This window comes from Streptomyces sp. NBC_00988 (genome assembly GCF_045162645.1).
Classification (GTDB): domain Bacteria; phylum Actinomycetota; class Actinomycetes; order Streptomycetales; family Streptomycetaceae; genus Streptomyces.
On sequence record NZ_CP108730.1, the window covers coordinates 2,375,780 to 2,400,680 of the forward strand.

Here is a 24,901-nt window from a genome sequence, read left to right on the forward strand (position 1 = left end):
CTACGTGCTGGGCCGTGGCGTGGGGGAGGCACTCATACGACTTCCTTCGTGACGGTGGCTTGCGGGTGGCCGGACCGGGGGTCGAACAGGTGACAGGCGATCAACCGGTCGCCGACCGGGGTGTCGGCGGGACGGCTGTCCATGCAGACGTCCGCGACGCTCGGACAGCGCGGGGCGAACGGACAGCCCAGCGGCGGGGGTTCGGTGGCGTTGGCGCTGTTCTCCCGTACCGCCTCGGCCCGTTCGGCACGACGGGCGCGCTGCACGGCCGGGGCCGAGCTGGGCACGGCCAGGGTGAGGGCCTTGGTGTAGGGGTGGAGAGGGTGCTCGTGGACGTCCTGGGCGGGCCCGCGCTCCATGACCCTCCCTCGGTACAGGACGACCACACGCTGGGCCAGGTAGGCGACGAGCGGCAGGTTGTGGGCGATGAACAACAGGGCCACGCCGGTTTCGGCGCCGAGCCGTTGCAGCAGTCCCAGGATCTGGGCCTGGGTCACCACGTCCAGGGCGCTGGTCGCCTCGTCGCACACGACGAGTTCGGGCCGGGTGGCGAAGGCGCGTGCGATACCCAGGCGCTGGCGTTGTCCGCCGGAGAACGCGTGCGGGTAGCGGTCCGCGGCTTCGGCGGGCATGGAGACCTGGCCGAGCATGCGGGCGATCTCGGCCGCCGATCCGGCTGCACGGCGCCCGTCGCGCGCTTCCAGCGGCTCGGCGAGGCTGCGGCCGACGGTCCGCGCCGGATTGAGCGAGCCGTACGGGTCCTGGAAGACGGCCTGCTGCGAGCCGGAGAACCGGGAGTGCTGCTCGGCCCTGAGGCGGGTGATGTCCTCGCCCCGGTAGAGGATGCGCCCGTCGGATGCCTGGGTCAGGCCCAGTACGGCGCGGCCGATGGTGGTCTTCCCGGAACCGGACTCGCCGATGAGACCGACGGTCTCGCCCTCGGCGACATCGAAGCTGACACGGTCGACGGCGCGCACCGGTGACCCGCGCCGGCCGCGGCGGGGAAGGTCACGTCAAGGGCGTCGAGGCTGAGCAGGGTGGTCACTGGGGAATCCTTTCCGCCAGGGGGAGTTCGGCGACGCGGACGCAGCGCACCCGGCGCTCGTCCGGCTGGTCGAGCAGCTCCGGCGGGTGCTCGACGCAGGCTTCGGTGGCATACGGGCAGCGGCCCTCGAAGCGGCACCCGTCGGCCCACTCCCGGGGCGACGGCACCGTCCCGGAGACCGTGACGAGCGGGACTCCGGGGACCGCGTGCTCGGCGGAGGCCGCCCGCGGGGCCTGCGTGCAGGGATGCGCCGGCGAGGTCAGTACCTGCTCCACGTCGCCCTCCTCGACAACCTGACCGGCGTACATCACCACCGCCCGGTCGCACAGGTCCGCCACGACCCCCAGATCGTGGGTGACGAGAAGGACGGCCATGCCGAGGCGGTCACGCAGGGACCGCAGCAGGTCGAGGATCTCGGCCTGGACGGTGACGTCGAGGGCGGTGGTCGGCTCGTCGGCGATCAGCAGGTCCGGCTCGCCTGTCAGGGCCAGGGCGATACACACGCGCTGGGCCATGCCGCCCGACAGTTCGTGCGCACGGTGGCGGAGCACTCTCTCGGGCTCGTGAATGCCCACCAGGCGAAGCAGTTCCGCCGCGCGGACCTGCGCCTGGACCTTGGTCATGCCCCGGTGCAGCCGCAGAGGTTCGCACAGCAGGTAACCGACCGTGAAGCAGGGGTCGAGTGCGCCCATGGGTTCCTGGGAGATGTAGGCGATCCGGTTGCCCCGCAGCCGCGCGACCTCCCTCTCGTCCATCCCCACGAGGTCGTCGCCGTCGAGCAGCACACGGCCTCCGCTGATACGACCGGGGGTGCGGAGTGAGCCGCAGCAGGGCCAGCGCCGTCATCGTCTTTCCGCACCCGGACTCCCCCACGAGGGCGACGATCTCGCCGCGCCGCAGGGTCAGGTCGACGCCGTCCACGACGGTCAGCGGTGCCCCGTCCGACGCACCCGGGTCCGGGAAGGACACGGTCAGGTCGTCCACCCGCAGCACCATGTCGTCGGCGATGGCACGAGCCGCGGGTGAGGCCGCCGCCTTGGGGCCTGCCCCGTCGGCGGCCGGCTTCTCAGCTCTGCCAACGATGCCCGTGCGGTATTTCCTGCCGTACGGCGCCAGCAGGCTCCCCCGCTGGGCTCGTGGCAGCGCGTCCACCAGCGCCGAGCCGAGGAAGTTGAGCGACAGCAGAGTGAGCACGACGGCTAGCCCGGAAGGGACCATCATCCAGGGGTGGTCCTGGAGGTGCTGGGTGGCGTCATTGATCATCTGGCCCCAGCTGGGCGACTCCGGCGAGTAGCCGATGCCCAGGAAGGAGAGCGAGGTGAGGAAGAGGAACGCTCCGCCGTACAGCAGGAACGCCTCCACGACCAATGCACCGAGCACGCTCGGCAGGATGCGCCGGGCGAGGATCCGCCACCGCGGCAGGGCAGCGACCCGGGCGGCGTCCACGTACAGCAGATCGCGGGTGGCCCGCGTTCCCGCCCGCACCAGGCGGACCACTCCGCCACTGAGCAGCACGCCCAACGTGAGGGTCAGTGCCCAGAGGCTGTTGCCGGAGACGATCGCGACGGCGAGTATCACCACGAGGGACGGCACCGAGAACAGCACGTTCGTCACGAAGGTGATGAGCAGGTCGGGCAGACCGGACAGGTAGCCGGCGAGGAGCCCGAAGACCACGCCGAGCAGACAGGCGACGGTGATCGGCAGCAGCGCGGCGGCGAGCAGCACACCACCGCCGTGCAGCAGACGGGAGAGCAGATCGCGGCCGAGTTCATCGGTGCCGAGCGGATGGACACCGGACGGACCCTGCAGGGCGGCGGACAGGTCCTGGGCCAACGGGTCGTGCGGTGCGAGCACCGATGCGAGGCAGCTGGCGGCGACGACCAGCACGATCCAGGTGAGGGCGGTCAGCACGAGCGGTCGGCGCACGGCCCGGGCGAGCGCCGCCCGGGTCGGGCTCTGCGTACGGCGGCTCATGCGACACGCACCCGGGGGTTGAGGGCGCCCACCGCGAGGTCCGCCGCCAGGTTCACGACGGTCACCAGGAGGCTGAAGTACACCACGGCACCCTGGACAACGGTGAGGTCGTGGTTGTTCACGGCCTGGAGCATCACGGTGCCGAGCCCCGGCAGATTGAACACCGCCTCGATGATCACCACGCCGCCCAGCAGGAACAGGAAGGTCAGCCCGGCCACGGTGACCACAGGTACCGCCACGTTTCGCAGCACATGCCGAACCAGGATGCGCCGCCGCGGCAGGCCAGCGGCCTGGAGGGTGCGGACGAAGGGCTGCCCGAGTACGTCGATGACGGCGGCCCGGGACTGGAAGGCGATCCGGGCGACGGAGGGGACGCCGAGCGCCAGCACCGGCAGGACGAGGTGGCCGAGCCACTGGCCCGGCGACTGCGTGAACTCCACGTACTCCCCTGTGGGGAAGAGCCGTACCCGCACCGCGAGCAGCAGCACAGCCGCCAGCCAGTATCCGGGAACAGCCATGACGCACGTGCAGACGGCGTACACGATCCGGTCGGTCCGCCCGCGCCGGACCGCCGCGAGCAGCCCCAGACCGGTGCCGCCGGCGAGCGCGAGGAGGGTGGCCAGCACCGCCAGGGACACGGTGACCGGCACGGCCTGGCCCAGCGCCTGCGAGACCGGCTGGCCGGTGATGAAGGACGTCCCGAAGTCGCCCCTGAGGGCATGCCCCAGCCAGGACAGATACTGGGTCGGGAGCGGCTGGTCGAGGCCGAGTTCACGGTCCATGGCGGCGCGCTGGGCGGCGTCCGCCTCCTGGCCGAGGATCAGGGAGGCGGGATCGCCGGGCACCATCTGGACAAGGAAGAAGCTGTTGGTGGCGACGACGAGGACGGTCGGCAGTGCGATGCCGAGGCGTTTGGTGAGGAAGGTCCACATGGTCTGACCCCGGGGTCCGACTGCGGGATGCGTGGGGCGGGAAGGGGTCGCTGTACCGCTCAGTCGGCGGGCTGGATGTCGTAGAGAGCGAGAGCTTGGGCGCTGCCGTTGGTGAGTTCGACCTTCTGGGCGTTGTACGCGATCCGCGTCCGGAGCAGCCCGGGGATGATGTACCAGGCCTGGTCGGCCGTGTAGTCGAGCAGCCGCCGATAGGCGGAGTTCCTGGCGGCTTCGGTGGTGGCCGAGCCCGCCTCGGCGAGCAGCGCGGTGATCTTCGGGTCGTCCACGTGCTGGAAGTTGAAGAAGGCGCCAGGGGTCATCGAGAGGGTGACGTCGGTGAACGTACTGCCGGTGACGGACAGGTTGATGTTGCCCGCGGCCCACTTTCCGCTGGTCGCCTGCTGAAGGAGATCGCTGATGTGGTCCTCGATCGTGACCTTGACGCCGATCTTGCGCAGATACCCGGCGAGGGCCTGCACCAGGCCGTCCGCGGCCGGGGTGCTGAGCACTTTCAGGTCGAAGCCGGAACCGTAACCCGCCTCCTGGAGAAGCTTGCGGGCCTTGGCCGGGTCGTAGGTGTAGGTGTTCGCGAGCTGCCGCGTCCAGCCCGCGCTGGAGGAGTTGGCCGGGATGGAGGGGTTGATCTCCGCGTCCCCGCCGAGCACGGTCTTGATCACGGTCTCGCGGTCGATCGCGTAGTTGAGCGCCTGTCGGACACGGACGTCACCGAGCGGCTCGCTGATCTTCCCTTCGACGTCCATGAGCGCGATGCCCTGTCCCATGGGGGCCGCGCCCTTCTGTACGGTCAGACCCGCGACGCTCGTACCGGGGCTGACCGACAGCACGTCGATGCCGCCGCTGCGCACCGCGTTGACCTGGGCCGTCCGGTCGGCCACGATCTTCATCGCGACCTGGGAGAAGGAATAGGTCTTGGGCGACCAGTAGTCCGGGTTGCGCTTGAGCACGTACTTCTGCCCGGCCACGGTCCTGGTCGTGTCCAGCTGGTACGGGCCGGTGCCGTCCGACGCGAGCCGCAGCGACTCGGGCTTCTTCAGAGCCTTGGGGCTGGCCATGTAGCCCGCCGAACCGATGGCGAAGGCCACCCCCTCTCTGACCGGAAGGTCCGGATTCGGGGACGTCAGAGCGATACGCACCGTCGTGGCGTCGACAGCGGTCACGGACTTGACTCCGGCGAGTACGGACTTGGAGCCGTTGGTGGCGTTCTTCCTGGCGTACTCGAGATTGGCCACGACCGCGTTCACGTCGAACGCCGTACCGTCCGTGAACTTCACGCCGGTACGCAGCTTCAGCTCCAGCGTCCTGGTGTCCGTGAACTTCCAGGAGGTGGCGAGCCACGGCGTGGCGTTGCCCTCCTTGTCGACGTGGGAACGCCGGACACCTCTGAACTCATTACCGAGTGCCACCGTGACCTCCTCATCGCCGAATCGTCCTGCGCCCGCTCCGGGCGTGCAGCGAGTGAAGCACCAGTTGTTAACGTCGCTGAAATAAAAGCTCGCCATGCGAGTCATCAACCGCTCTGATACTCCGAACCATGGTTGCGACGAGCTTCTGACCAGGCAGTTCGCCCGGACGTTGGGGCGGCTCGGGCGGAGAATCTCCGAGCCCGATGACACCCATACGGAGGCGGGGTACCCATCACCTGCACGCGGAGACACCCCCGACCGCTGCCGACTGACGCCCCAATGGCGTTGCCTGCCTCGCACGTCTGCCGACGCCGGTCGGCTTCCTGGCCGCCTCACGCCCGTGAAACCGCCGCCCGTGACGACCGCGCCGACCACGACCTGACGGCGACGGTCCACACCGCCCTGAACGACGGAGCACCGGGCAGCGTGGAACCCCACGGCCACGGCAAGATCGAGCGGCTGATCGGCACCGTCACCCACATGTGCCTGCCCCACCTGCCCGGCCACGCACCCCGCCGCACCGGTGATCGTGCCGGGCAGGCCAGACTGCCCCTGCCCGAACTCGACGCCGCCATCGGCCGCTTCATCCGCGAGGTCTGCAACCGGCGCCCCCACTCCGAAACCGGTCAACCGCCCCAGGACCACTGGGAGGCCGCTTCGGTCATCCCCCGCATGCCCGCGAGCCTCGAACAACTCGACCTGCTGCTGTGCACCGTCGCCAAGCCCCGCAAGATCCACGAGGATCGCCACGTGGTCGGTGCTGTGGTCGGTGGAGAGGTTCGAGTTCGAACTCGCCGTGAGGGGGCCGCGGCAGTTGCGCAGTGGAAGCGAGGAGGTTTCACCGGCTCGGAGCGGAACTCGAGGTCGAGGAGTTGGGCGCCGTCGCGTCGCCCTTCATTACACGTCACGGCACCCGGACGGAGGCGCGTCCTGGATCTCAGACCAGTTGGCCGGAGGAATGAAGCACGTCGAACACCTTCTTGTCCACTGGCGAGACCCGCGCACGATCGCCGTAACCGAACCAGTCCGACTCCGCGATCTCCCCCGAGGGAATCAACGGACCTGTGTGGTCAGCGGTGTAACAGATCATCCGGAACTCGGTACATCCGTCGGAGTCCCTCCGCCTCTCGAAGGTGCCGACGTGCAGCATCGTGGCCGTGTCGATGCGGGACCCGAGTTCCTCAGTGATCTCGCGCGCCAAGGTCTCGGCATCGGATTCGCCGCGCTCTCTCTTCCCACCCGGGAAGTAGAAGACATCCACACCACGGTTGCGCGTCACCAGGACCCGCCCGTCACGCACCAGAACCCAGGCCACCTTCTCCGGAACGACCTCGGTCTTCTCCATGCCCGGACCCCTTCCCACCATGTCTGCACATCAGCGAGAGTAAGCGTTCCCACGCTTCCCACGGTCAAAGCACTCACCCGGAATGACAGAGAGGGCCTCGCCCCGCTTCGGCCGACTCGGATTCAGTAGAAGGCTCACGAAGTCTTGCGCCAGGCGATGGCGCGTTCGACGGGGGGCCGCCATAGGCGGTGCTCCTCCTGCCAGGCGGGATCGGCGACGGGCCTGCGTGCGGCGGCCAGCAGCTCGTGCTGGGGATGGACTCGAGGCTGCGTCCGGTCTCGGATGTGACGCAACGCCCGCACAGGGGCAGCCGGTACACACACGTCTGAACTGGGCGGTGGTGTGCGCCGTCGGCTGTGATCTGACCGAAGGTGGCGACCTGCCCGGCCGGGCGGGTCGTCGCGGTGCCGACCGCCATATCGATGCGGAAGTCGTCGATGGCGAAACCGCCGGGGACGGTCTGCCTCACTGGCGACGGCTTGATGACTGGCGTGTGGCCGTCGGCTCGCAGCCGCGCGCGTAGGAGTCCGGTGGCGTAGGCCGAGTCACTCAGCACGGTCACAGGCTGGTCTTCTTCGGCAAGCCGATGCACAGCGGCGGCGGCTTCCTGGTGGGCGGCGCCCGTGCCGGGCGTGACGGCGGCGGCGGTGTACAACACGGTCTTCGGCGCGAAGGAGGCGTGCGCCTTGCAGCCGTCCTCGTCGTGGGTGCGGTTCTTGTGGAGGTGCCGGGCTTCCGATCACTCCCCCGCTCGATCGCGGCAATGATCGACTGCGGGCTTCATCCCGGTGTTCGGGGAGGCGTGATACAGCCCCTGGGAATCCTTGGCGCCGAAACCGTAGGGCTGCACCAGCGTTGGGCAGTACGGGAGCAGGGCGGGCAGTGCCCGGAATTGCTCCAGCGCGGCGTCGAACGCGTGGGCGTGCCGCAGGATGGCCTCTGTGTCGTACGTTCCGGTGCGGTCGCCCTCCACTCCCTTCAACATCACCTCCCACCCGTGCCTGACCACCGTGTACAGCAGGTGACCGTAGCGGGTGGAGACCTTCAGATACGCCTCGTCGGCGGGATCGGGCAGTTCGACCCGGTCGGCCAGTTCCACCATCCGGCGCCAGATGTCGACGGACTCGGCCTTCTCCGCGATGGCGTGGTCCACTCCGTCCCGGTCGACGATGGTCCGGAAGTCGGCCTTGAGCTGGTTGTCGGAGCCGCCGAGGAACTGGTCGCGCATCCAGAACGGGTTGGCGAGGGTGAACATCCGCGTGTAGTGACCACGAAGAACGGCGGCCGCGGACAACAACGCCAGTTCCCTGAACCGATCCTGGTGACGTCGGGGAACTCTCACGTGTTCCAGGTAGTCCTGGAAGACCGCCTTCTCGGAACGTCGGGTGTCCTGCGCCCAGCGGGCGGCCACGTAGACGTTGAGCTCGCACCACATCTCGTTCGGGATGTAGGGGCCGCGCCAGCCTCCCCCACGCGACCAGGTCCAAAGCCCCTGGAAGGTGGGATGATCGGCGATGTCCGCCAGTCCCCTGGGGCCGGTCGTCGAGCCGTACTCCTCGAAACCGTCGATCACTCCGTTCAGCACGTAGTCGGGGTGGGCGCCTTTCCCCTCGTACTCTCGCTGGCACTGCACCTCGACGATCTGCGGGTGCGAGCCGAGCGTGAGGGTCGGATTGAACGCGTAGGTGCGCAGGAAGTCGCCGGCGGTGTGCTTGACGGAGAAGACCAGGTTCGGATGCGGGGCGATCGGGTCGGTCACCTCCAGGTAGTAGTCCGGGTCCTTGGCGAACCCGTCGAAGGACCAGGTGCGGTAGAAGACCAGCTTGTCGCGCTTCACACAGACCTCCTCCCGCAGGAGGTCCAGCAACAGACGATGGCTGGCCGGTCCCTGGGTGATGGGGTTGTTGCCCGTGTGATACGGGACATTGGCCAGGTAGGTCTCCCCCGTCCGGATGACGAGGCCGTCGAGGCCCGGGAACCGCTCGAAGACCTCGTCCAGGAGGACGCGGTGGATCTCCTGCGTCTTCGCTCGGTGCAGGTCGATATGGCCGGACGCGTCCAGGATCTCGTCGGCGTACAGCGAGACCAGCTTCCTGGGCAGCGTGATGATGTCGGTGAAGTAGAACGCCTTGAGACCTGCGGCGTGGATCTGCTGGCTCCGGGCGTCGATCCGGTCCGCGACCGTCTCGGCCCATACCCGCTCCTCGGAGTCGGCCGGGAAGATCCGGGAGTCGAAGGCGTCGAAGGTGACCGCGGCCGTAGGGGGCCTGTTCTCGTTGACGACCTGCCCGTTGTACCCGTAATCGGCAAGCTTCTGGGGGTCGTTGAACGAGGTCAGTACGACCGCCTCGGCCGGGTTGGACATCGCCATGTCGAGAATCCAGGGCAGTCGTCGTCCCCCTCCGGCTGAGGGCGTCCGTGTGGCAGCCGCCGCCCGTGCCGTTTGCGCACCCGCCGTCGGCCCGGCCATCGCACCGGCTGCGACCACGCCCGATCGGGCGAGAACCTGACGGCGACTCATCTCGTTCGGCACAGCGTCTCCCTTCGTGCGTTGCCACCTGCCGTGGCGATGCACTGGACGAATGGCTTCTGAGCGATCAGGAACAGCGGGATCACCGGGGCCGCGGTGAGACAACTGGCCGCCATGAAGGTGCCGTAGTCGGCCTGGTACAGCCTCCGGAAGAAGCCGAAGGCGTCGGCGTACGTGTGATTGATCCGCGTGCCCGGGTTCCTGCGGCGGTACGACTCGACGATCCGCCGGTAGATCCCGCTGGAGATGGTGTCGCCGCGGAGGTCGAAGGCCAGCCCGTCCTTGCGCCGGCCCCTCTGCAGGCGGCCGTGCTCCCGGCGATCGCGGCTGTCGCTCCGAGCGCAGTCCCCGCGCGCAGCACTGTTCTTCGCGTGCGAGGACACATGGTCATCGCATCTCTATCGCCAGGCAGTTGACGTACGGCGTCGGAGGGTGATCGGGAAGTTCCACCACCAGTTCACCTCCCGGGTAGATCTGGTGGTACTCCGCGGGTCCCGCTCCCAGGAGCCGGACCGAGGTGATCGAGGCCTGCGGTCCAAGAGTGCGGATGACGGACCGCCGGTCCTCGGGCCAGGCCATCTGGAAGGCGTAGACCGTGTTGTCACGCCGGGTCAGCCGGTAGTCGGACTCCGTCCAGGCGACCCGTTCCTCGCGGAAGCCGTCCACCACGACACCGCTGGGTCCTTCGGTACCCGGTCCGAAGGGACGGGTGCCGTGAATCCCCTCCCCGCATACGTCCATCCAGCCGGCCAGCTCCTTCAGGACGTGATGGCACTCCTCGTCGACGGTCCCGTCGGGCAGCTGCGGGACGTTGAGCAGGAGGCTGCCGTTCTTCGCAACGACGTCGACGAGCAGCTCGACCACGTGAGCGGCGCTCTTGTAGACGGCGCGCACGTCGTAGAACCAGCCCCCCAGGCAGGTGTCGGTCTGCCACGGCTCGGGCGACAGTGCCGGTTCCTGACTGCGTTCCACGTCCAGCACACCGATCCGGCGAACCTCCGACCACCGTTCCTTCTGGGTGTAGACGGCCTGGTTGCGGCCGCCGTGGTGCGCCGCACTGGTGTTGTACAGGTGCGCGGCCGCTCGCAGACCGGCCTGCATGCCGTAGGCCCCGAAAGGTGGTGCCCCGTCGGAGTAGAGAAGGTCGGGCTGGTGAAGGTCGATCATCTCGGTGACCAGGTCCAGCCACCGTCCGTGCCAGCCGGGGTTGGGGGTGTACCAGGGCGCCACCAGGTCGGTACGCCGCCCTTGGACGAAGTGCTCGCCATTGGGTAGATACAGGTCCTCGACGGCTGGGTTCGTGCCGTCGTAGGGCACACCGGCGTAGGGGCCGGTGGAATCCGCGCCCTTGTTGACCGACCACCAGCTGAACGCGGCACCGAGATGCTCGGACAGGCCGAAGCGCAGTCCCCGCGCCCGCGCCGCCTCACGCCACAGTCCGACGACGTCCTTGCCGGGCCCGACCTCCGCCGAGTTCCAACGGTGCAGCCGCGAGGCGTAGTTGAGGAAGTTGTCGTGGTGGGACGCGAGGGCGACGAAGTAGCGGGCGCCGGCCCGGGCGTACAGGTCCATCAGCTCGTCCGGGTCGAACTTCTCCGCCTTCCAGAGCTGGACGACGTCCTTGTAGCCGAACGTGGACGGGTGACCGTAGGTCCGCAGGTGGTACCGGTACTGGTCGGAGCCCTCGATGTACATGTTGCGGGCGTACCAGTCGCCGTAGCGCGGCACGGACTGCGGTCCCCAGTGCGACCAGATTCCCAGCTTGGCGTCGCGGAACCACTCGGGGCACTCGAAGGTCGACAGCGATTCCACGGTGGGCTGGAAGGCGCCCGTTGAGTCCGTTCTCTGGGGCACGGCGATATCACCTCTGCTGGGGCCGTCCTGATCGGTTCCGGGTGACCGTAGAACGCCTGGGAAACGGAAGCCAATGGTCAGGAGTGGATATCGCTGGTCCGTTCTCACCCTCTTGGTCTCACGGCTGCAGCGCTCTGGCCGGGCGCGGTCACCCCGATGTACGGTCCCGGCATGCCGGACCGGATCTCCACGATCACCTGCCGGGTACCGCTCACCCAGCCGCCGATCATCGCGGACCTGGGCATCGGTGTGCACGGGGTCGACCGCCAAGTCGACGACTGGTGCCTGGCCGACCTGTGGTCACTCCACCTGTACGGGTACGAGGGCGAAATGGAGGTGTACGGGGAGGTCGTTCCGATCGCCCCAGGACACGTCAGTCTGGTTCCCCCGGGCGTCGCCACGCGCTATCGCTACCGGGGAACGTCCCGCCACCTGTTCGCCCATGTCCGGCTGCCCGGCCCGCCCGGCGAGGACTGTCCCGAACTCCCCGTCATGGTGGACTGCGGCGCCGACCTGCCCCGCGTCCGCGACCGGTTCCAGACGGCGGTGGAAAGCAGTTCCCGGCTGCCTCTGCTCGCACGTGCCGAACTGTGGAGCCTGCTCTCCCTCCTGTCGGCCCGTCAGTCCTCGCGCTACGACGACGCCTCCGGACTGCACCCCGCCGTACGTGCGGCCCTTGCCCACATCGAGGCGCACCTGACGGAGCACATGAGCGTCGCATCACTCGCCCGAAGAGTGGGTGTGTCCCACAACCACCTCACGCGTCTCTTTCGCGCCCAGATCGGCACCACAGTCGTCGCTCACATCAGGAACCGTCGCATGCATCGCACCCACCACCTGTTGACGCGAACGGCCCTGCCTGTCAAGTCCGTTGCCCACATGATGGGATTCACGGACCTGCAGGTCTTCAACAAGGCGTTTCGCAAGGTGTACGGAATCGCGCCCAGCTCCATCCGTGACGGCGTCGTGAACCAGCCCTCCGAGGAAAACAGGACACAGGCGGTCCCAGGCAGACCCGGCCTGTCGCACCGGTTGGCGCAGCAGCTTCCTCTCGCTCCCGCCCCAACCCGGTACTGAACCGATTCACTTCCGTCGGCCCGCCTCGGGCCGGGGTGCCTACCAAACAGTGAACGTCGGCTCGGCCGAGACTCGCACAGTCGTGGTCAAGGCGGCGAACGGCGCCGTCTGGAAGGCCATGACCCTGCGCCGGGCCACCCTGACCCCGACGCACCGTACCCGCCGCGCGGCCTGGGATCCGGCCATGGTCGACGGTGGTTTCACCTTCAACGTGCCGACACCGGGAATGGTCGTTCACACCAGCGTCGCGGGCTACGGACTACGGCTGTCCACCCTTCGCGGCAGCGCGGCGCTCGCCGTCGGAGCCGTCGACGGGACGGTCCGGGCACCGCGGCGGCGCGGGCACCCACCACACTGCGACCTTCGGCGGCTCCGGAAGCACGACCGTCGCGGCCGGGGACGAACCTCACCAGCGACGTCGCCACGACGCCCGTCACCGCCGGACAGACCCAGCCGGTAAGCATGTCTGCCGGAGACCAGCGGCGCCTCCACCTGGCACAGGAACGCCCACCGAACCTCGTACCTGTCGGCCTCCGGCACCGGCGACTTCCTGCACGACGACGCCACCACTGCCTGGTTCCACGTGTCGGGCCTGGACGTGGTGTCACCCACGGCCACCGGGACCGCCACAGGGCAGACCGGGGGTGAGCCGGTTCGCCCATGACGTGCTGGGGCAGCCCCGCGTGCAGACGGTGATCGTGCTGGAAGGCATCAACGACACCGGTGCCACCGGCGCTCAGATCACCGCCGACTACCAGAGCACGATCGACGAGGCGCGCGGCCGATGTGAGCATCGTCGGCACGATCCTGCCGACGATGCCCACAGTCCGCAGCCAAGGCGGCCATCAGGGCCTCCGTCAACAACTGGCTCCGAACCGGCGGAGCCTCCGGGGGGCATCGACTTCGACACGGCCCTACGCGACCCGGCCAACACCGGTGCGCTGCCCGCCGCCTACGCCAGCGGAGACCACCTGCACCCGAACAGCGCCGGTGGAGGCATGGCGAACGCTGTCGATCCCTCTCCGCTCGCACCCTGAACGGGGCACGTGATGCCCAACACCTATGAGGCGGGTCGGAACACGGACCTCAGCCGGCGCCGCCGGGCGGACCGCTGCTGTGCCGGACGACCAGGTCACTCACCACGGCCGAGCGCGGCCAGGCCGGTGACGGATCCCTGAGCCGTTCGAGCATCACCGTGATGCACCGGCGTCCCACTTCGGCGAAGTCGGGCCGTACGGTGCTCAGCGGAGGAATCATGAACGCGGCCTCGGGTATGTCGTCGAAACCGATCACGCTGACGTCCCGGGGTACCCTGCGGCCGGCATCGCTGAGGGCGCGCAGCAGCCCCATGGCCATCTGGTCGTTCGCCGCGAACACCGCCGTGACATCCGGGCGTGCGGCGAGCTCGCGCCCGAGTGCGTATCCCGATCCCGCGGTCCAGTCCCCGACCAAGCAGCCGTTGACCTCGGCTCCCGCCTCGCGCAGCGCCTCGCGCCACCCGGCCGCCCGTTCCTCCGCGGCGATCCAGTCAAGAGGGCCCGCGATGTGCCAGACCGTGCGGTGGCCGAGCTGCAGAAGATGCCGGGTCGCCTGCCGAGCGCCCTCCGTCTCGGCGACGGTGACGACCGGGATGTCCTCGTCCGGACTGCGGTCCAGGGTGACCATGGGCAGTTTGTGGGGTGTGTCGGCGAGCGCACGGACCACCGTCGTCTGGGAGGCGATGGTGATGATCCCCTCGACTCCTTGGCCGGTGAGACGTTCGACGGCGTCGAGCACGGCCTCGCGATTCACGACGCGCAGCGGCATCGAGCAGACGAAGTACCCCGCGTCGCGCGCCGCGGTGTTGATCGAGTGAAGAACGGCCGCGGGGCCGTAGCTCGTGGCATCCGAGGTGATCACCCCCAGCATCCGCGTACGCCCGGTGATCAGCGCCCTGGCCGCGGAGTTGGGGCGGAAGTCCAACTGTCGCGCGGCGCGCAGGACCCGCTCGCGGGTCTCCTGGCGGACGTTCGGGCTGTCGTTGAACACGCGGGACACGGTCTGTTTCGACACCCCGGCCAGCCGCGCGACATCCTTCATCACCGGCGGGGTCCGGCCGGAGTCCTCCGGCGAGGCGGGATCCCCGTCGGTTCCGCCGACGACACCGTCTGCCATGTGCAAGCTGTCCCTGCCTCGGGGTTCACGCCCGGACAAAGGATCCAGGCCCGTTCGGGAGGACGGTCGTTCGTGCTGCGTCTCCCGTCTGACGTCGAGGTCATGTTACCGGGATCATCCTCAGTTCCGAAAGGGTGCCCGCGATGTCGCGTCACGATCCTTGCCGACAGCTGGGACGCTCCGTTCCGAGCGGCCGGCCGGACGTGCCGCGGGCATGCGGCTCTACCCGTCATGAGCTGCTGCTTCATGACTCTACTGGCCCCATTCGCGGGATGTGCGGAGCGGTTTGACACGCACTCCCCGGAGCACAGAGGGTCCCGAATGTCGCAGGTGTTTCCGCTTGATGTCTTGACGCGCGCGATGGTCGCGGTAACACTCGGCCGCACCGGACTCTCCGGTCGTACGCCGCGCGAGGGTGTCAGTCCCGCGACGGCAACTTCCCACTCCTCAGAACACCCGGCACGGCCGGGACCGCGACGAAGGACGTGCAGCACGATGTTGTACAGCGACAGAACACGCCGGAACCGGATCGCGGTGCCCGCCGCCGTTCTGGCCATTTCCCTGACGGCCGCCGCGTGCGGAGGCGGCGGAGGCTCGGACAAGTCGAGGGTCACTTCGGACGAGTCCGCCACACTGACCGTCTGGACGGACGACACGCGGCAGCCGGCTGTCGAGGCCTACGTCAAGGCCCACCCGGACGCCAAGGTCAAGGTGGTCCTGACCAACTACGGCCCCGGTGAGATCCCGCAGAAGATCGCCCTGGCCGACAAGGCGGGCAAGGGCTGGCCGGACGTGGTCTTCCTGGGCGCGCCCTCCGACGTCTCCGCCCTGGCCGCCGCCCCGCTGAACTTCGCACAGCCACTCAACGACCTGGTTCCGGAGACCACCCGGAAGCAGTTCACCAAGGGAACCCTGGAGGGCTGCACCTACAACGAGAAGGTGTTCTGCCTGCCCAACGACGTCGCCCCCGCGGTGCTGTGGGTCAACACCAAGCTCATGAAGGACTTCGGCTACGCGGTACCGAAGACCTGGGACGAGTACCAGGCCCTCGGCATCAAGGTCGCCAAGGAGCACCCCGGATACCTGATCGGCGGCGTCAACGAGCGGGACGGTTACGGCGGCTTCTTCGGCGGCAGCGGCTGCCCGGACCGGGAGGTCACCGGCGCGACCGACATCAAGATCGATCTGTCCGACAACAGGTGCACCCGGGTCGCCGAGCTCCTCCAGCCCCTGGTCGAGAACGGCACCGTCACCGCCACCAGCCCCTGGGACCCGACCTTCACCGAGAAGATCGGGAAGAAGAACAAGATCCTCATGTACCCGGCGGCCGCCTGGTTCGGCGAGTACGGTTTCAAGGGCTCGTACAAGATCCCGGACGGCCAGATGGCCGCCTACTCCGTGCCGACCTGGGCCGGTGAGTCCACCGCCACCACCGGTGCCGAGGGCGGCGGCCTGTGGGTCGTCTCCCGTCACAGCAAGAACACCAAGGGCGCCGCCGCCATCGCCGAATGGCTGACGACCAGCACCGACGACAAGGGCATCGTCGCCGCCTCCGCGCTGCCCGCCTACGCCCCGGCCGCCAAGAAGTGGTGCGCCGCGCGGGCCAGCGACGCCTTCTACGCCAAGGACCCGTGCCCCGCTGAGCAAGCGGCCGCCGCCCTCATCGCGGAGAACTTCGACTACATCCGCTTCGAGGGACAGTTCGCCGACTCCTACGCCCAGACCTTCGTGGCCGCGGCGGCCAAGAAGGGTGATCTGTCCGCCGCCCTCGCCACGTGGCAGACCCAGCTCACGCAGGCCGCCGAGAACGCCGGATACCAGGTTTCGAAGTGACGATGACCAACCCCAGCCGCACCGAGCAAGGTCGGAAAGCGGTCCGTACCCGGGGGGCTGCCTCCGTCCAGCTACGGCCCCGCCGCCCCGGCCGTGTCCGGCGGCACAGGTGGGCAGGCCCGGCGTTCGTCACTCCGTATCTGATCTTCCTGGTCGTCTTCGGGCTGATCCCGGTCGGGTACGGACTGTGGACGACCTTCGTCGTCACCGACCCCTATGGCGGCGACCGGCTCGGCACCGACAACTGGAGCCGCGTGGCGGGCGACTACCGGCTGATGCCCGCCGTGGAGAACATCGCCGTCTACCTCGTGGTGTGGCTTCCGCTGCTGCTGCTCACCGTGGTCGCCCTCACCCTGCTGCTGCACGCCCGCAAGGGGCGGTTCGCCGGGTTCATGCGGTTCGTCTACTACCTGCCGGGCGCGGTCACGGGCTCGGCGGCGGCGCTGATGTGGATCTTCATGATCAGCCCGCAGTACAGCCCCGCCAGGTCGCTGCTGCACGTCATGGGCTTCACCACCAGCGCCGACATCCTCGGCTCGGGCTGGCTGCCGTTCCTGCTGGCCGCCATCGCCATCGAAGCCGGCGCGGGCGGCTGGATCGTGATCCTCTACGGTGCGCTCCAGTCCATCCCCGACGAGATCATCGAAGCCGCGCGCATCGACGGGGCCAACGGCTGGCAGCAGGCCGTCCACATCAAGCTGCCGATCGTCCGGAAGTACCTCGCGTTCATCCTGATCACCAGCTTCGCGGGCGGCACCCAGCTGTTCGTCGAACCCCAGATGCTCTCGTACGCCTCCAACAACGCCATGAGCAGGACATGGTCGCCCAACCAGCTCGCGTACACCTACGCCACCAGTGAACTGTCCTTCGGCAAGGCGTCCGTTCTGTCCATCCTCCTGATGGCCGTCGGCCTGATCGCGGCGCTGGTCGTCATCTATCGCACCAAGTTCTACGAGACCGACGCCCGGAGGTAGCTCGATGACCGTCCTGCCAACCCGTCCCCGGCCCCGACGGTCGCTGCTCGACAGCCCCGGCGCACTGGTACGGGACCTGCTGTTGACCGCCGCCGGCACGGTCTTCCTCGTGCCGGTGCTGTGGCTGGTGCTCGCCCCTACCAAGACCGAGGACCAGATCCGTGACGACTTCCCGTTCGCCGTCGGCTCCCCGTCGAACGTGCTCACGGCCTGGAACAACCTCTACGCCTTCAACGACGGCGAAGTGGTCCGGTGGATCGTCAACTCGGTGCTCTACTCGGTGAGCAGCGTGACCCTGACCCTCGTGCTGTGCGTGACGGCGGGCTACGGCATGGCGAAGTACCTCTTCGTCGGGCGCAAGACGCTGCTGATCACCACACTGGTCGCGATGATCATCCCGACCGCCGCCACGATCCTGCCCCTGTACGTGGAACTTGCCGCCGTCCACCTGACCGGCACCGCCCTGTCGGTGATCCTCCCGCTCGCCTTCTACCCCTGGGGCGTGTACCTGGCGTACACCTACTTCACCAGCAGCCTCCCGGAAAGCCTGATGGAGGCCGCCCGGATGGACGGCGCCTCCGAGACCCGGATCTTCCTGCGGATCGCGCTGCCGCTCGCCAAGCCGCTGATCGCGTTGATCACCTTCTTCGGCTTCGTGTCCTCGTGGACCAACTTCATGCTGCCGTACCTGATGCTCGGCGACACGGGCGACTACCCGCTGCCGCTCGGCCTCGCCGTGCTGCCGCTGGCCAATGTCGTCTCCGGCAACCCCAACTTCTCCACCGTGGAGATCGGGCTGCCCGAGGCCGCGCTGGCCGGAGTGCTGTCCGTGCTGCCGATCCTGCTGATGTTCCTCTTCGCCCAGCGCTATCTGACGTCCGCGCAGCTCGCGGGCTCCGAGAAGGGCTGACGCGGAGCGAGGACAACCGGGACGGCATCGGATCGTCCGATGCCGGCCCGGCGCCCCGTCCCGGTGACGTGGAAGTCCGTGCGGTCGGCGGGCGGGGCCGGACGGCCCCGCCCGCCGGCATGGCTACGGCTGACGACTCTCGCGTACCACGGCAACCTCGCCGGGCGGGACGACCAGTGTGCCCGTGACGTGGACCCCGTTCAGCAGCTCGAAGCCGGTGCATTCCAGCCGGGCCTCGGAGCCGGTGTGGTTGACGACGAAGAGCCAGGAGGCGTCCGCCCCCTGCCTGCGCACCGTCTCGATCCCGTCACCGCCGCCACGTGCCGCGGGTGTGCAGGCGGCCTCGGCCAGGGCTCCGGAGAGCAGGGCGCGCAGGCTCGTGTCGTCGAACCGGGTGGCGGCGTAGCGCACCAGGCCCTCACCGACGCGGCGGCGCAGCAACGCGGGAAAACCCGCTGCCGGGCCGCTGACGAAGGAGGCCTCGACGGCGGCGGTCCCCGGCACCACGTTCTCGCACCAGACGCGGCCCGCGAGGCCGTTGTCCAGTTCCGTGGTCTCTCCCTCGCCGAGCGGCAGGAACTCGTCGATGTGCAATCCCAGCAGTTCGCGGAGGGCGCCCGGGTAGTGGCCGGGGTGAACCCGGTCGTCGGTGTCGACGAGTCCGGAGAAGGGTCCGACGACCAGGTGGCCGCCCCCTTCGGCGTACGCCGTGAGCGCGGCGGACGTACTCCCGCTCATCAGGTACTGGGACGGCACGAGGACCAGGCGGTAGCCGGCCAGGGTCCGGGCGTCGGCGGTCGCGGGCACGACATCGCAGGTGATGCCCTCGCGCCACAGGGCGCGGTGCCAGGCGCGCACCTCGTCGGCGTAGGTCATGCCGACGCTGGGGTGGGCGTCCATCTCCAGCGCCCAGTAGTTCTCGTAGTCCCAGACGATCGCGACCTCGCAGGCGACGGTGGAGCCGGCCACCTCCCTGACGCGTTCCAGGGCACCGCCCAGTTGGACGACCTCGCGCCAGATACGGGTGTCCTCGCCGCCGTGCGGAACCATGGAGGAGTGCCACTTCTCGACGCCCGAGTCGGACTGGCGCCACTGGAAGAAGCAGGCCCCGTCGGAGCCGCGGGCGATATGGGACAGGCTGTTGCGGAGCATTTCCCCGGGCCGCTTCGCCTTGTTGCGCGGCTGCCACTGGACGGCGGAGGTGGAGTGCTCCATCAGCAGCCAGGGCGCGCCGCCCGCGGTGCCGCGGGTGAGGTCGGCCGACAGGGCGAGATCCACATGGCTGTCGGGATCGGCGGCGACCAGGTAGTGGTCGTTGGCCACGACGTCCATCTCCGTGGCCCAGTGGAAGTAGTCGGCCCATTTGTAGGTGCCGGCCATGAAGTTGGTGGTGACCGGGGTGGCGGGGACGTGGCGGCGGATGAGTTCCCGTTCGGCGCGGTAGCAGTCGAGGAGTTCGTCGGAACCGAAGCGGTAGAAGTCGAGCTGCTGGGCTGGGTTGACGCGGCCGGGGGTGAGACCGGGAGGCTGTATCTGTGACCAGGCACTGTAGCGCTGGCTCCAGAAGGCCGTGCCCCAGGCCCGGTTGACCTCGTCGAGGCCACCGTGCCGTCGCTGGAGCCAGCCGCGGAATGCCTCGGCGGTCGCGTCGCACCAGCAGTGGGCGTTGTAGCCGCCGAGCTCGTTGCCGATGTGCCAGAGCACCACGGCGGAATGATCGCCGTACCGTCGGACGAGCTGCTCGACGACGACGGCCGAACGCTCCCGGTAGCCGGCGGCGGAGGGGCAGAAGCCCTGCCGGGAGCCATGGCCGAGGCGCCGGCCCGTGCGATCCACGAGCAGGGCCTCCGGGTGCGCCTCGGAGAACCACGGGGGCGGGGAGGCCGTCGGGGTTGCCAGGTCGATGGAGATGCCCCCGGCGTGCAGCAGTTCGACGACCTCGTCCATACCGGAGAAGTCGAAACGGTCCTGCTCGGGCTCGATCCAGGACCACGAGAAGACACCCAGGGTGACCAGGTTGACGCCGGCCTGCCGCATCAGCCGGATGTCTTCCTTCCACACCTCCCGGTTCCACTGGTCGGGGTTGTAGTCGCCACCGAAGGCGAGCCGGGGAACACGGCCCCATTCGGGGCGGTGTACGGAAGATGACGACGATCGTGTTGTCATGGATGCTCCAGTGCGGGTCGGAGGGATCGCGGGCCGGGATCAGAAGGGCCGGGCCGCAGTCGGCCCCGGGGCCGGAACGGGGGTGTCGGGCCGAAGCAGGCCGACTCGGGCCAGGTCGGCCCAGAGCCCCGTCGGCGGTGGGGCGTTGAGCAGCGCGGCGTTGCGCAGGATCTGTCCCGGGGTCTCGGCGCCGACGACGACCGAGGCGACCGAGGGGTGGGAACCGGCGAAGGCGAGCGCGGCGGCGGGCAGGGTGGTGCCGTGCCGCAGGCAGTGCGAGGCGATGGTCCTGGCACGGTCCACCAGTTCGGCGGGGGCCGCTCCGTAGTCGTATCTGAGATGCGCGCCGGGCTGCTCCGCGGCGAGCATCCCGCTGTTGAAGACGGCGGCGTTGAGTACAGAGATGCCCCGCTCCAGACATATCGGCAGCAGCTCGTCCTGGGCGGACTGATCGAGGAGGGTGTGGCGGCCGGCCACCATGAGGGCGTCGGCGTCGGTTGCGGCGGCGAAGCGCCTCAGAGCATCGACCCGCATGGATCCGACGCCGATGGCACCGACCACGCCCTGGGCACGCAGTTCATGGAGTGCTGGATAGCCCTGGTCCAGCGCCTCCGCGAGGCGGTGCTCGGGATCGTGCAGGAGGACGAGGTCGATGCGGTCGAGGCCGAGCCGGGCGAGGCTGCCCTCGATCGATCGCCGGATACCGTCGGCGCTGAAGTCCCATACGCGGATGTGGTCGGCGGGAACGAGGAATCCGTCGTCGAGGCCGCGCGCGCCGTCCGGCTCCGGAACCAGCAGCCGACCGACCTTGGTACTCACGGTGAACAGGTCCCGATGCCGCCCTGCCAGACCGAGCCCGAGCCGCCGCTCGGAGAGGCCGAGGCCGTAGTGCGGTGCCGTGTCGAAGTACCGGACCCCGGCGTGCCATGCGGCGTCGACGGTCGCTGTCGCGTCTGCGTCGGTGAGCTCGCGGTACATGTTCGCCAAGGGCGCGCACCCGAGACCGAGGCGGGTGACCTGTACGGAGGAGTGGCCGAGGCGGTGGCTGGGGGGAAGGAGTTGTCTTGGTGTCACAGGGACAATGAACACAGATCTTGATACCGGTATCAAGGTATGGGTTGGATATTTTGGGCGACATGAGCACGTTCCAAGGTCGCCGACTGCCACGTTCCCACAGTACAGAGGCAGTTTCCGCAGATCCTGCCTGCTTTTTCCGTCCCACTCGTTGACACGCGTTGTGGGACCGGTAACACTCATCGGCAGTCACTTGGCCTGTAACGGCGGCGTAAAGGCGTGTGTCGTGCTGCGGACGACTCCGGCCCGGCTCGCCCCAAGCATCAAAGGAGCCCAGATGCAGTTCGTCGCCCTTCACACGAGGCTTCGGCCCGGCATGGAGGAGGCGTACGAGGAGACTCACCGTGAGGTGCCCGCGGCTCTCGTGCACGACCTCAAGGCCCGTGGTGTCGTGGAGTGGCGGATCTGGCGTCACGGCCGAGACCTGTTCCACCTGGTCGAATGTGAGGACTACGCGGCCTTCGCGGCAGGACCGGCCACGAATGAGACGGCCGAGACCTGGGGCGACCGGATGGATCCGTACCTGGAAGTGCAGAACGACCTCTCGGACCCGGACAGGAACATGATGCGTGCGGTCTGGACAATGACCGGCAACCCACAGTGACCGGGCCGAGAAGCAACTGAGCCGCCCCCGGAAAGTCGGCACGGCACCCGCGCACCACACCCCTGTGCACCCTCGCACAGTGCGAGCAGAGCCAAACGGGGAACCCGTACCCCCTGACGTGGAGACACACCCATGCGCCCTCATCGCAGACCGGTCCTGGCGGGACTCCTCGCCACGGCCCTGCTCGGATTCGTACCCCTCACGGCGTCGCCGGCGCAGGCCGCGGCCACCACCTACTACGTCGCCACCTCCGGCAGCGACAGCAACGCCGGGACCTCACTGTCCGCGCCCTTCAGGACGATCGACAAGTGCGCGGACACAGCCGTCGCGGGCGACCAGTGCCTCATCCGGGGCGGTACCTACCGCGAGACGGTGACCCCCGCCAACTCCGGCACCTCCTCCGCGCCCATCACCTACGCCCCCTACAACGGCGAATCGGTGACGGTCAGCGGCGCCGACCCCGTCACCGGCTGGACCCGGTACTCCGGCAACGTCTACGTCACCGACGTCACCCTGCCGGTCAGCAACGAGACCAGCGACACCACCAGCAACACCGTGACTCCCGGCGCCGTCTCGGCCAACCAGGTCTTCGTGAACTCCACGATGATGCCCGAGGCCCAGTACCCCAACCCCAGCGGTGACCTCTCCCGCCCGGCCACCGCCACCGCCACCGCCGGTACCGGCGAGCTCACCGTCTACGACTCGGGCCTGCCCGCCCACGACCTCACCGGCGCGGTCGAGCACGTGGTCAACAACCGGGGCTGGACGGCGACCGCCAACATCGTCACCTCCTCCACCAGCGGTTCCTTCACGGTGCGGCGCGCCTGCTGGGCCGGCAACTGCAACGACGTCGGCTCCAAGTACTACCTGACCGGCGGCGCCAACGGCCTCGCCCTGCTCGACGCCGCCACCGAGTGGTGGTACGACGGGGCCAACCACAAGCTCTACCTGTGGGCGCCCGACGGGGGCGCCCCCACCGGAGTCGAGGCCAAACAGCGGAACTACGCCTTCGACCTGTCCGGCCGCAGTCACACGAACATCACCGGCCTGGGTATCTTCTCCGCCACCGTGCTGACCTCGTCGACCAGTGGGAACAACACCCTGGACGGCCTGAACGCGCGGTACGTCTCGCACTCGCTGACCCTGCCGGCCGATCCGCAGGACACCGTGGGCTGCAACATCTGGTGCTCCAACATCACCAACACCGGCATCATCCTCGACGGAACCGGCAACACCCTCAGGAACAGCGTCGTCTCCGGCAGCGCGGGCAGCGGCGTGGCCATCCTCGGCGGCGGCACGACCGTCACGAACAACCTCATCCGCGACGTCGACTACCTCGGCGGCTACGCCCCGGGGGTCGGCTTCGGCTTCGGCGGCCAGGGCACCGTCACCCACAACACGATTCTCGACTCCGGCAGGTTCCTCATCGGGCTCAACCCCGGTGGCACCTACTCCGGCAAGAACACCATCTCGTACAACAACCTCTCCAACTACGGCATCCAGACCCGCGACCTGGGCGCGATCTACGTCTGCTGCCACGCCGTGGACGGCGACGGCACGTCGATCGACCACAACCTGATCTACGACAGCGAGACCGCCGACCGCTACTCCACCGGCGTCTACCTCGACGACGGCGCGAGCGGATTCGTCGAGCACCACAACGTGTTCTGGGACACCGGGCGGTACGGAACCGGCCTCAACGCCACCGGCAGCGGCAGCGACGGCACCTCCAGCAACCTGCTCTACAACAACACCGTGGCCCCCGGCGTGGGCTACAGCGTCAACGGCTACCTCACCGATGCCACCGGCACCGAGATCCGCAACAACGTGTGGGCCCACGGCTCCGTGATCTTCCTCAGCACCCCGCCGAACGCCGTGGTCGATCACAACTCCGCGAACAGGGTCCGGCCCCTCTTCGTCAACCCGGCCGTCCATGACTACCGCCTCCAGGCGGCCTCGCCCGCCCTCGACGCCGGCACCGCCGTCTCCGGCATCACCGACGGCTACTCGGGCAGTGCCCCTGACCAGGGCGCCTACGAGTCCGGCGGCGAGGACTGGACAGCCGGCTGTGGGCTGTCCGCCTGCCGGGCAACCACGGATCCGTACCTGGGCGTTCAGGCGGCCTCGTACTCCGCCCAGCAGGGGACGAGCACGGAGAACGCATCCGAAGGCGGCCGGGACGTCGCCTTCATCTCCAACGGGGACTGGAACGCCTACGCCGGGCTGGACTTCGCCGAGGCCCCCACCACCTTCCACGCACGCGTGGCCGGCCCGCGTACCACTCCCGGCACCATCGAGGTACGGCTCGGCTCGGCCACCGGAACCCTGGCCGGTACCTGCACCGTGCCCAGCACCGGGAGCTGGCAGACATACACCGACATCTCCTGCGACGTGAGCGGTGTCGGGACCGGGACCAAGAACATCTACCTCGTCCACAAGGGCAGCACGAGCCTCAGCAGCCTCTACAACCTGCTGTGGTTCCGCTTCTCGACCGACCCGGTCACGACCGTCGATCCGTACACGCAGGTCGAGGCCGAACAGTACGACGCCCAGTCCGGCACCGACCTCGAATGGGCATCCGGGGGCAGCGCCTCCGATGTCAGCTACGTCAGCAACGGTGACTACACCGCGTACCAGGACGTGTCCTTCGGCAGCTCGGGGGCGAGTACCCTCACGGTCCGCACCTCCAGCACCAACACCGCGGGCGGTACCGTCGAGGCGCGCCTGGACAGCCCCACCGGCACCCTGCTCGGCACCTGCACGGCCCCGGACACCGGCGGCTGGCAGGTCTACAGCAGCCAGAGCTGCGACGTGAGCGGCGCGACCGGAACCCACACCCTGTATCTGGTCTTCAAGGGGGGCAGCGGCAACCTCATGAACTTCGACTGGTTCAGGTTCACCTCCTGACCTCCTCTCCGCCGGCCGGGGCGGCCGAACGCCCGCCGTCGCCGCCCGCCCGGGCCGGGCCCACCAGCAACGCGCCCTCACGGATCAACAGGTTCAAC

The 24,901-nt window shown here is 68.8% G+C and carries 18 protein-coding genes and 2 pseudogenes; 7 read left to right on the plus strand and 13 right to left on the minus strand.

Features of this window, described 5'->3' with window-relative positions; translation table 11 throughout:
• Positions 1-32: 32 nt before the first annotated feature.
• From OG496_RS10870 to OG496_RS10915, 10 genes and pseudogenes are all read right to left on the minus strand, one after another.
• Positions 33-977 (minus strand): ABC transporter ATP-binding protein, encoded by a 945-nt coding sequence (locus OG496_RS10870; protein WP_405970640.1) that lies wholly within the window; start codon positions 975-977, stop codon positions 33-35.
• A 64-nt stretch (positions 978-1,041) separates the two neighbouring features.
• The gene (locus OG496_RS10875) at positions 1,042-1,800 is read right to left on the minus strand and encodes an ABC transporter ATP-binding protein (RefSeq protein ID WP_405970641.1); all 759 of its coding nucleotides are present in this window, start codon (positions 1,798-1,800) and stop codon (positions 1,042-1,044) included.
• Positions 1,801-1,909: 109 nt separating this feature from the next.
• A pseudogene (locus tag OG496_RS10880) lies at positions 1,910-3,019 on the minus strand (ABC transporter permease subunit); the annotation flags it as partial.
• The gene (locus OG496_RS10885) at positions 3,016-3,951 is read right to left on the minus strand and encodes an ABC transporter permease (protein WP_405970642.1); all 936 of its coding nucleotides are present in this window, start codon (positions 3,949-3,951) and stop codon (positions 3,016-3,018) included. The pseudogene OG496_RS10880 and the gene OG496_RS10885, both read right to left, overlap by 4 nt.
• A 59-nt stretch (positions 3,952-4,010) precedes the next feature.
• Positions 4,011-5,375: an ABC transporter substrate-binding protein gene (locus OG496_RS10890; RefSeq protein ID WP_405970643.1), complete on the minus strand. Its 1,365-nt coding sequence runs from the start codon at positions 5,373-5,375 to the stop codon at positions 4,011-4,013.
• A 937-nt stretch (positions 5,376-6,312) separates the two neighbouring features.
• Positions 6,313-6,720 (minus strand): NUDIX domain-containing protein, encoded by a 408-nt coding sequence (locus OG496_RS10895; protein WP_405970644.1) that lies wholly within the window; start codon positions 6,718-6,720, stop codon positions 6,313-6,315.
• A 73-nt stretch (positions 6,721-6,793) separates the two neighbouring features.
• Positions 6,794-7,384: pseudogene (locus tag OG496_RS10900) on the minus strand (hypothetical protein); the annotation flags it as partial.
• Positions 7,385-7,459: 75 nt separating this feature from the next.
• Complete coding sequence (locus OG496_RS10905) at positions 7,460-9,091, minus strand: hypothetical protein (RefSeq protein ID WP_405970645.1); 1,632 nt, start codon at positions 9,089-9,091, stop codon at positions 7,460-7,462.
• Positions 9,092-9,237: 146 nt separating this feature from the next.
• Positions 9,238-9,633: a hypothetical protein gene (locus OG496_RS10910; RefSeq protein WP_405970646.1), complete on the minus strand. Its 396-nt coding sequence runs from the start codon at positions 9,631-9,633 to the stop codon at positions 9,238-9,240.
• Positions 9,634-9,637: 4 nt separating this feature from the next.
• Positions 9,638-11,104 carry an alpha-L-fucosidase gene (locus OG496_RS10915; protein WP_405970647.1) on the minus strand — a complete coding sequence of 489 codons (1,467 nt, stop codon included), beginning with the start codon at positions 11,102-11,104 and terminating at the stop codon, positions 9,638-9,640.
• Positions 11,105-11,275: 171 nt separating this feature from the next.
• Here OG496_RS10915 and OG496_RS10920 point away from each other — a divergent pair, with 171 nt between their 5' ends.
• Together OG496_RS10920 and OG496_RS10925 are read left to right on the plus strand one after the other, a co-directional pair.
• Positions 11,276-12,181: a helix-turn-helix domain-containing protein gene (locus OG496_RS10920; RefSeq protein ID WP_405970648.1), complete on the plus strand. Its 906-nt coding sequence runs from the start codon at positions 11,276-11,278 to the stop codon at positions 12,179-12,181.
• Between the two features lie 644 nt (positions 12,182-12,825).
• Complete coding sequence (locus OG496_RS10925) at positions 12,826-13,218, plus strand: hypothetical protein (RefSeq protein WP_405970649.1); 393 nt, start codon at positions 12,826-12,828, stop codon at positions 13,216-13,218.
• 49 nt (positions 13,219-13,267) lie between these two features.
• On the opposite strand, the gene OG496_RS10930 is transcribed toward OG496_RS10925, so the two are convergent.
• The gene (locus tag OG496_RS10930) at positions 13,268-14,335 is read right to left on the minus strand and encodes a LacI family DNA-binding transcriptional regulator (protein WP_405970650.1); all 1,068 of its coding nucleotides are present in this window, start codon (positions 14,333-14,335) and stop codon (positions 13,268-13,270) included.
• Between the two features lie 495 nt (positions 14,336-14,830).
• Between OG496_RS10930 and OG496_RS10935 the strand changes: the two genes are divergently transcribed.
• The 3 genes from OG496_RS10935 to OG496_RS10945 are packed head-to-tail and all read left to right on the plus strand — an operon-like array spanning position 14,831 to position 18,052.
• A complete protein-coding gene (locus OG496_RS10935) occupies positions 14,831-16,168 on the plus strand; it encodes an ABC transporter substrate-binding protein (protein ID WP_405970651.1) in 1,338 nt (445 codons plus the stop codon).
• Positions 16,169-16,170: 2 nt separating this feature from the next.
• The gene (locus tag OG496_RS10940; RefSeq protein WP_405970652.1) at positions 16,171-17,142 is read left to right on the plus strand and encodes a carbohydrate ABC transporter permease; all 972 of its coding nucleotides are present in this window, start codon (positions 16,171-16,173) and stop codon (positions 17,140-17,142) included.
• A gap of 4 nt (positions 17,143-17,146) precedes the next feature.
• Positions 17,147-18,052 (plus strand): carbohydrate ABC transporter permease, encoded by a 906-nt coding sequence (locus OG496_RS10945; RefSeq protein ID WP_405970653.1) that lies wholly within the window; start codon positions 17,147-17,149, stop codon positions 18,050-18,052.
• Positions 18,053-18,175: 123 nt separating this feature from the next.
• Here the strand turns inward: OG496_RS10945 and OG496_RS10950 are convergent, their stop codons facing one another.
• Both OG496_RS10950 and OG496_RS10955 read right to left on the minus strand, forming a co-directional pair.
• Complete coding sequence (locus OG496_RS10950; protein ID WP_405970654.1) at positions 18,176-20,218, minus strand: beta-galactosidase; 2,043 nt, start codon at positions 20,216-20,218, stop codon at positions 18,176-18,178.
• Between the two features lie 39 nt (positions 20,219-20,257).
• A complete protein-coding gene (locus tag OG496_RS10955) occupies positions 20,258-21,307 on the minus strand; it encodes an aldo/keto reductase (RefSeq protein WP_405970655.1) in 1,050 nt (349 codons plus the stop codon).
• A gap of 262 nt (positions 21,308-21,569) precedes the next feature.
• On the opposite strand from OG496_RS10955, the gene OG496_RS10960 reads away from it, so the two are divergent.
• Together OG496_RS10960 and OG496_RS10965 are read left to right on the plus strand one after the other, a co-directional pair.
• Positions 21,570-21,896 carry an L-rhamnose mutarotase gene (locus OG496_RS10960; protein WP_405970656.1) on the plus strand — a complete coding sequence of 109 codons (327 nt, stop codon included), beginning with the start codon at positions 21,570-21,572 and terminating at the stop codon, positions 21,894-21,896.
• A 132-nt stretch (positions 21,897-22,028) separates the two neighbouring features.
• The gene (locus tag OG496_RS10965; RefSeq protein ID WP_405970657.1) at positions 22,029-24,803 is read left to right on the plus strand and encodes a carbohydrate-binding protein; all 2,775 of its coding nucleotides are present in this window, start codon (positions 22,029-22,031) and stop codon (positions 24,801-24,803) included.
• Positions 24,804-24,901 lie beyond the last annotated feature (98 nt).

Bases quoted from the DNA above. Each gene is read 5' to 3' on its own strand.
- OG496_RS10945 (WP_405970653.1), top strand. From the start codon at position 17,147: ATGACCGTCCTGCCAACCCGTCCCCGGCCCCGACGGTCGCTGCTCGAC.
- OG496_RS10920 (WP_405970648.1), top strand. From the start codon at position 11,276: ATGCCGGACCGGATCTCCACGATCACCTGCCGGGTACCGCTCACCCAG.
- OG496_RS10905 (WP_405970645.1), bottom strand. From the start codon at position 9,091: ATGGCGATGTCCAACCCGGCCGAGGCGGTCGTACTGACCTCGTTCAAC.
- OG496_RS10950 (WP_405970654.1), bottom strand. From the start codon at position 20,218: ATGACAACACGATCGTCGTCATCTTCCGTACACCGCCCCGAATGGGGC.
- OG496_RS10930 (WP_405970650.1), bottom strand. From the start codon at position 14,335: ATGGCAGACGGTGTCGTCGGCGGAACCGACGGGGATCCCGCCTCGCCG.
- OG496_RS10965 (WP_405970657.1), top strand. From the start codon at position 22,029: ATGCGCCCTCATCGCAGACCGGTCCTGGCGGGACTCCTCGCCACGGCC.
- OG496_RS10875 (WP_405970641.1), bottom strand. From the start codon at position 1,800: ATGGACGAGAGGGAGGTCGCGCGGCTGCGGGGCAACCGGATCGCCTAC.
- OG496_RS10935 (WP_405970651.1), top strand. From the start codon at position 14,831: ATGTTGTACAGCGACAGAACACGCCGGAACCGGATCGCGGTGCCCGCC.
- OG496_RS10885 (WP_405970642.1), bottom strand. From the start codon at position 3,951: ATGTGGACCTTCCTCACCAAACGCCTCGGCATCGCACTGCCGACCGTC.
- OG496_RS10940 (WP_405970652.1), top strand. From the start codon at position 16,171: ATGACCAACCCCAGCCGCACCGAGCAAGGTCGGAAAGCGGTCCGTACC.
- OG496_RS10895 (WP_405970644.1), bottom strand. From the start codon at position 6,720: ATGGAGAAGACCGAGGTCGTTCCGGAGAAGGTGGCCTGGGTTCTGGTG.
- OG496_RS10960 (WP_405970656.1), top strand. From the start codon at position 21,570: ATGCAGTTCGTCGCCCTTCACACGAGGCTTCGGCCCGGCATGGAGGAG.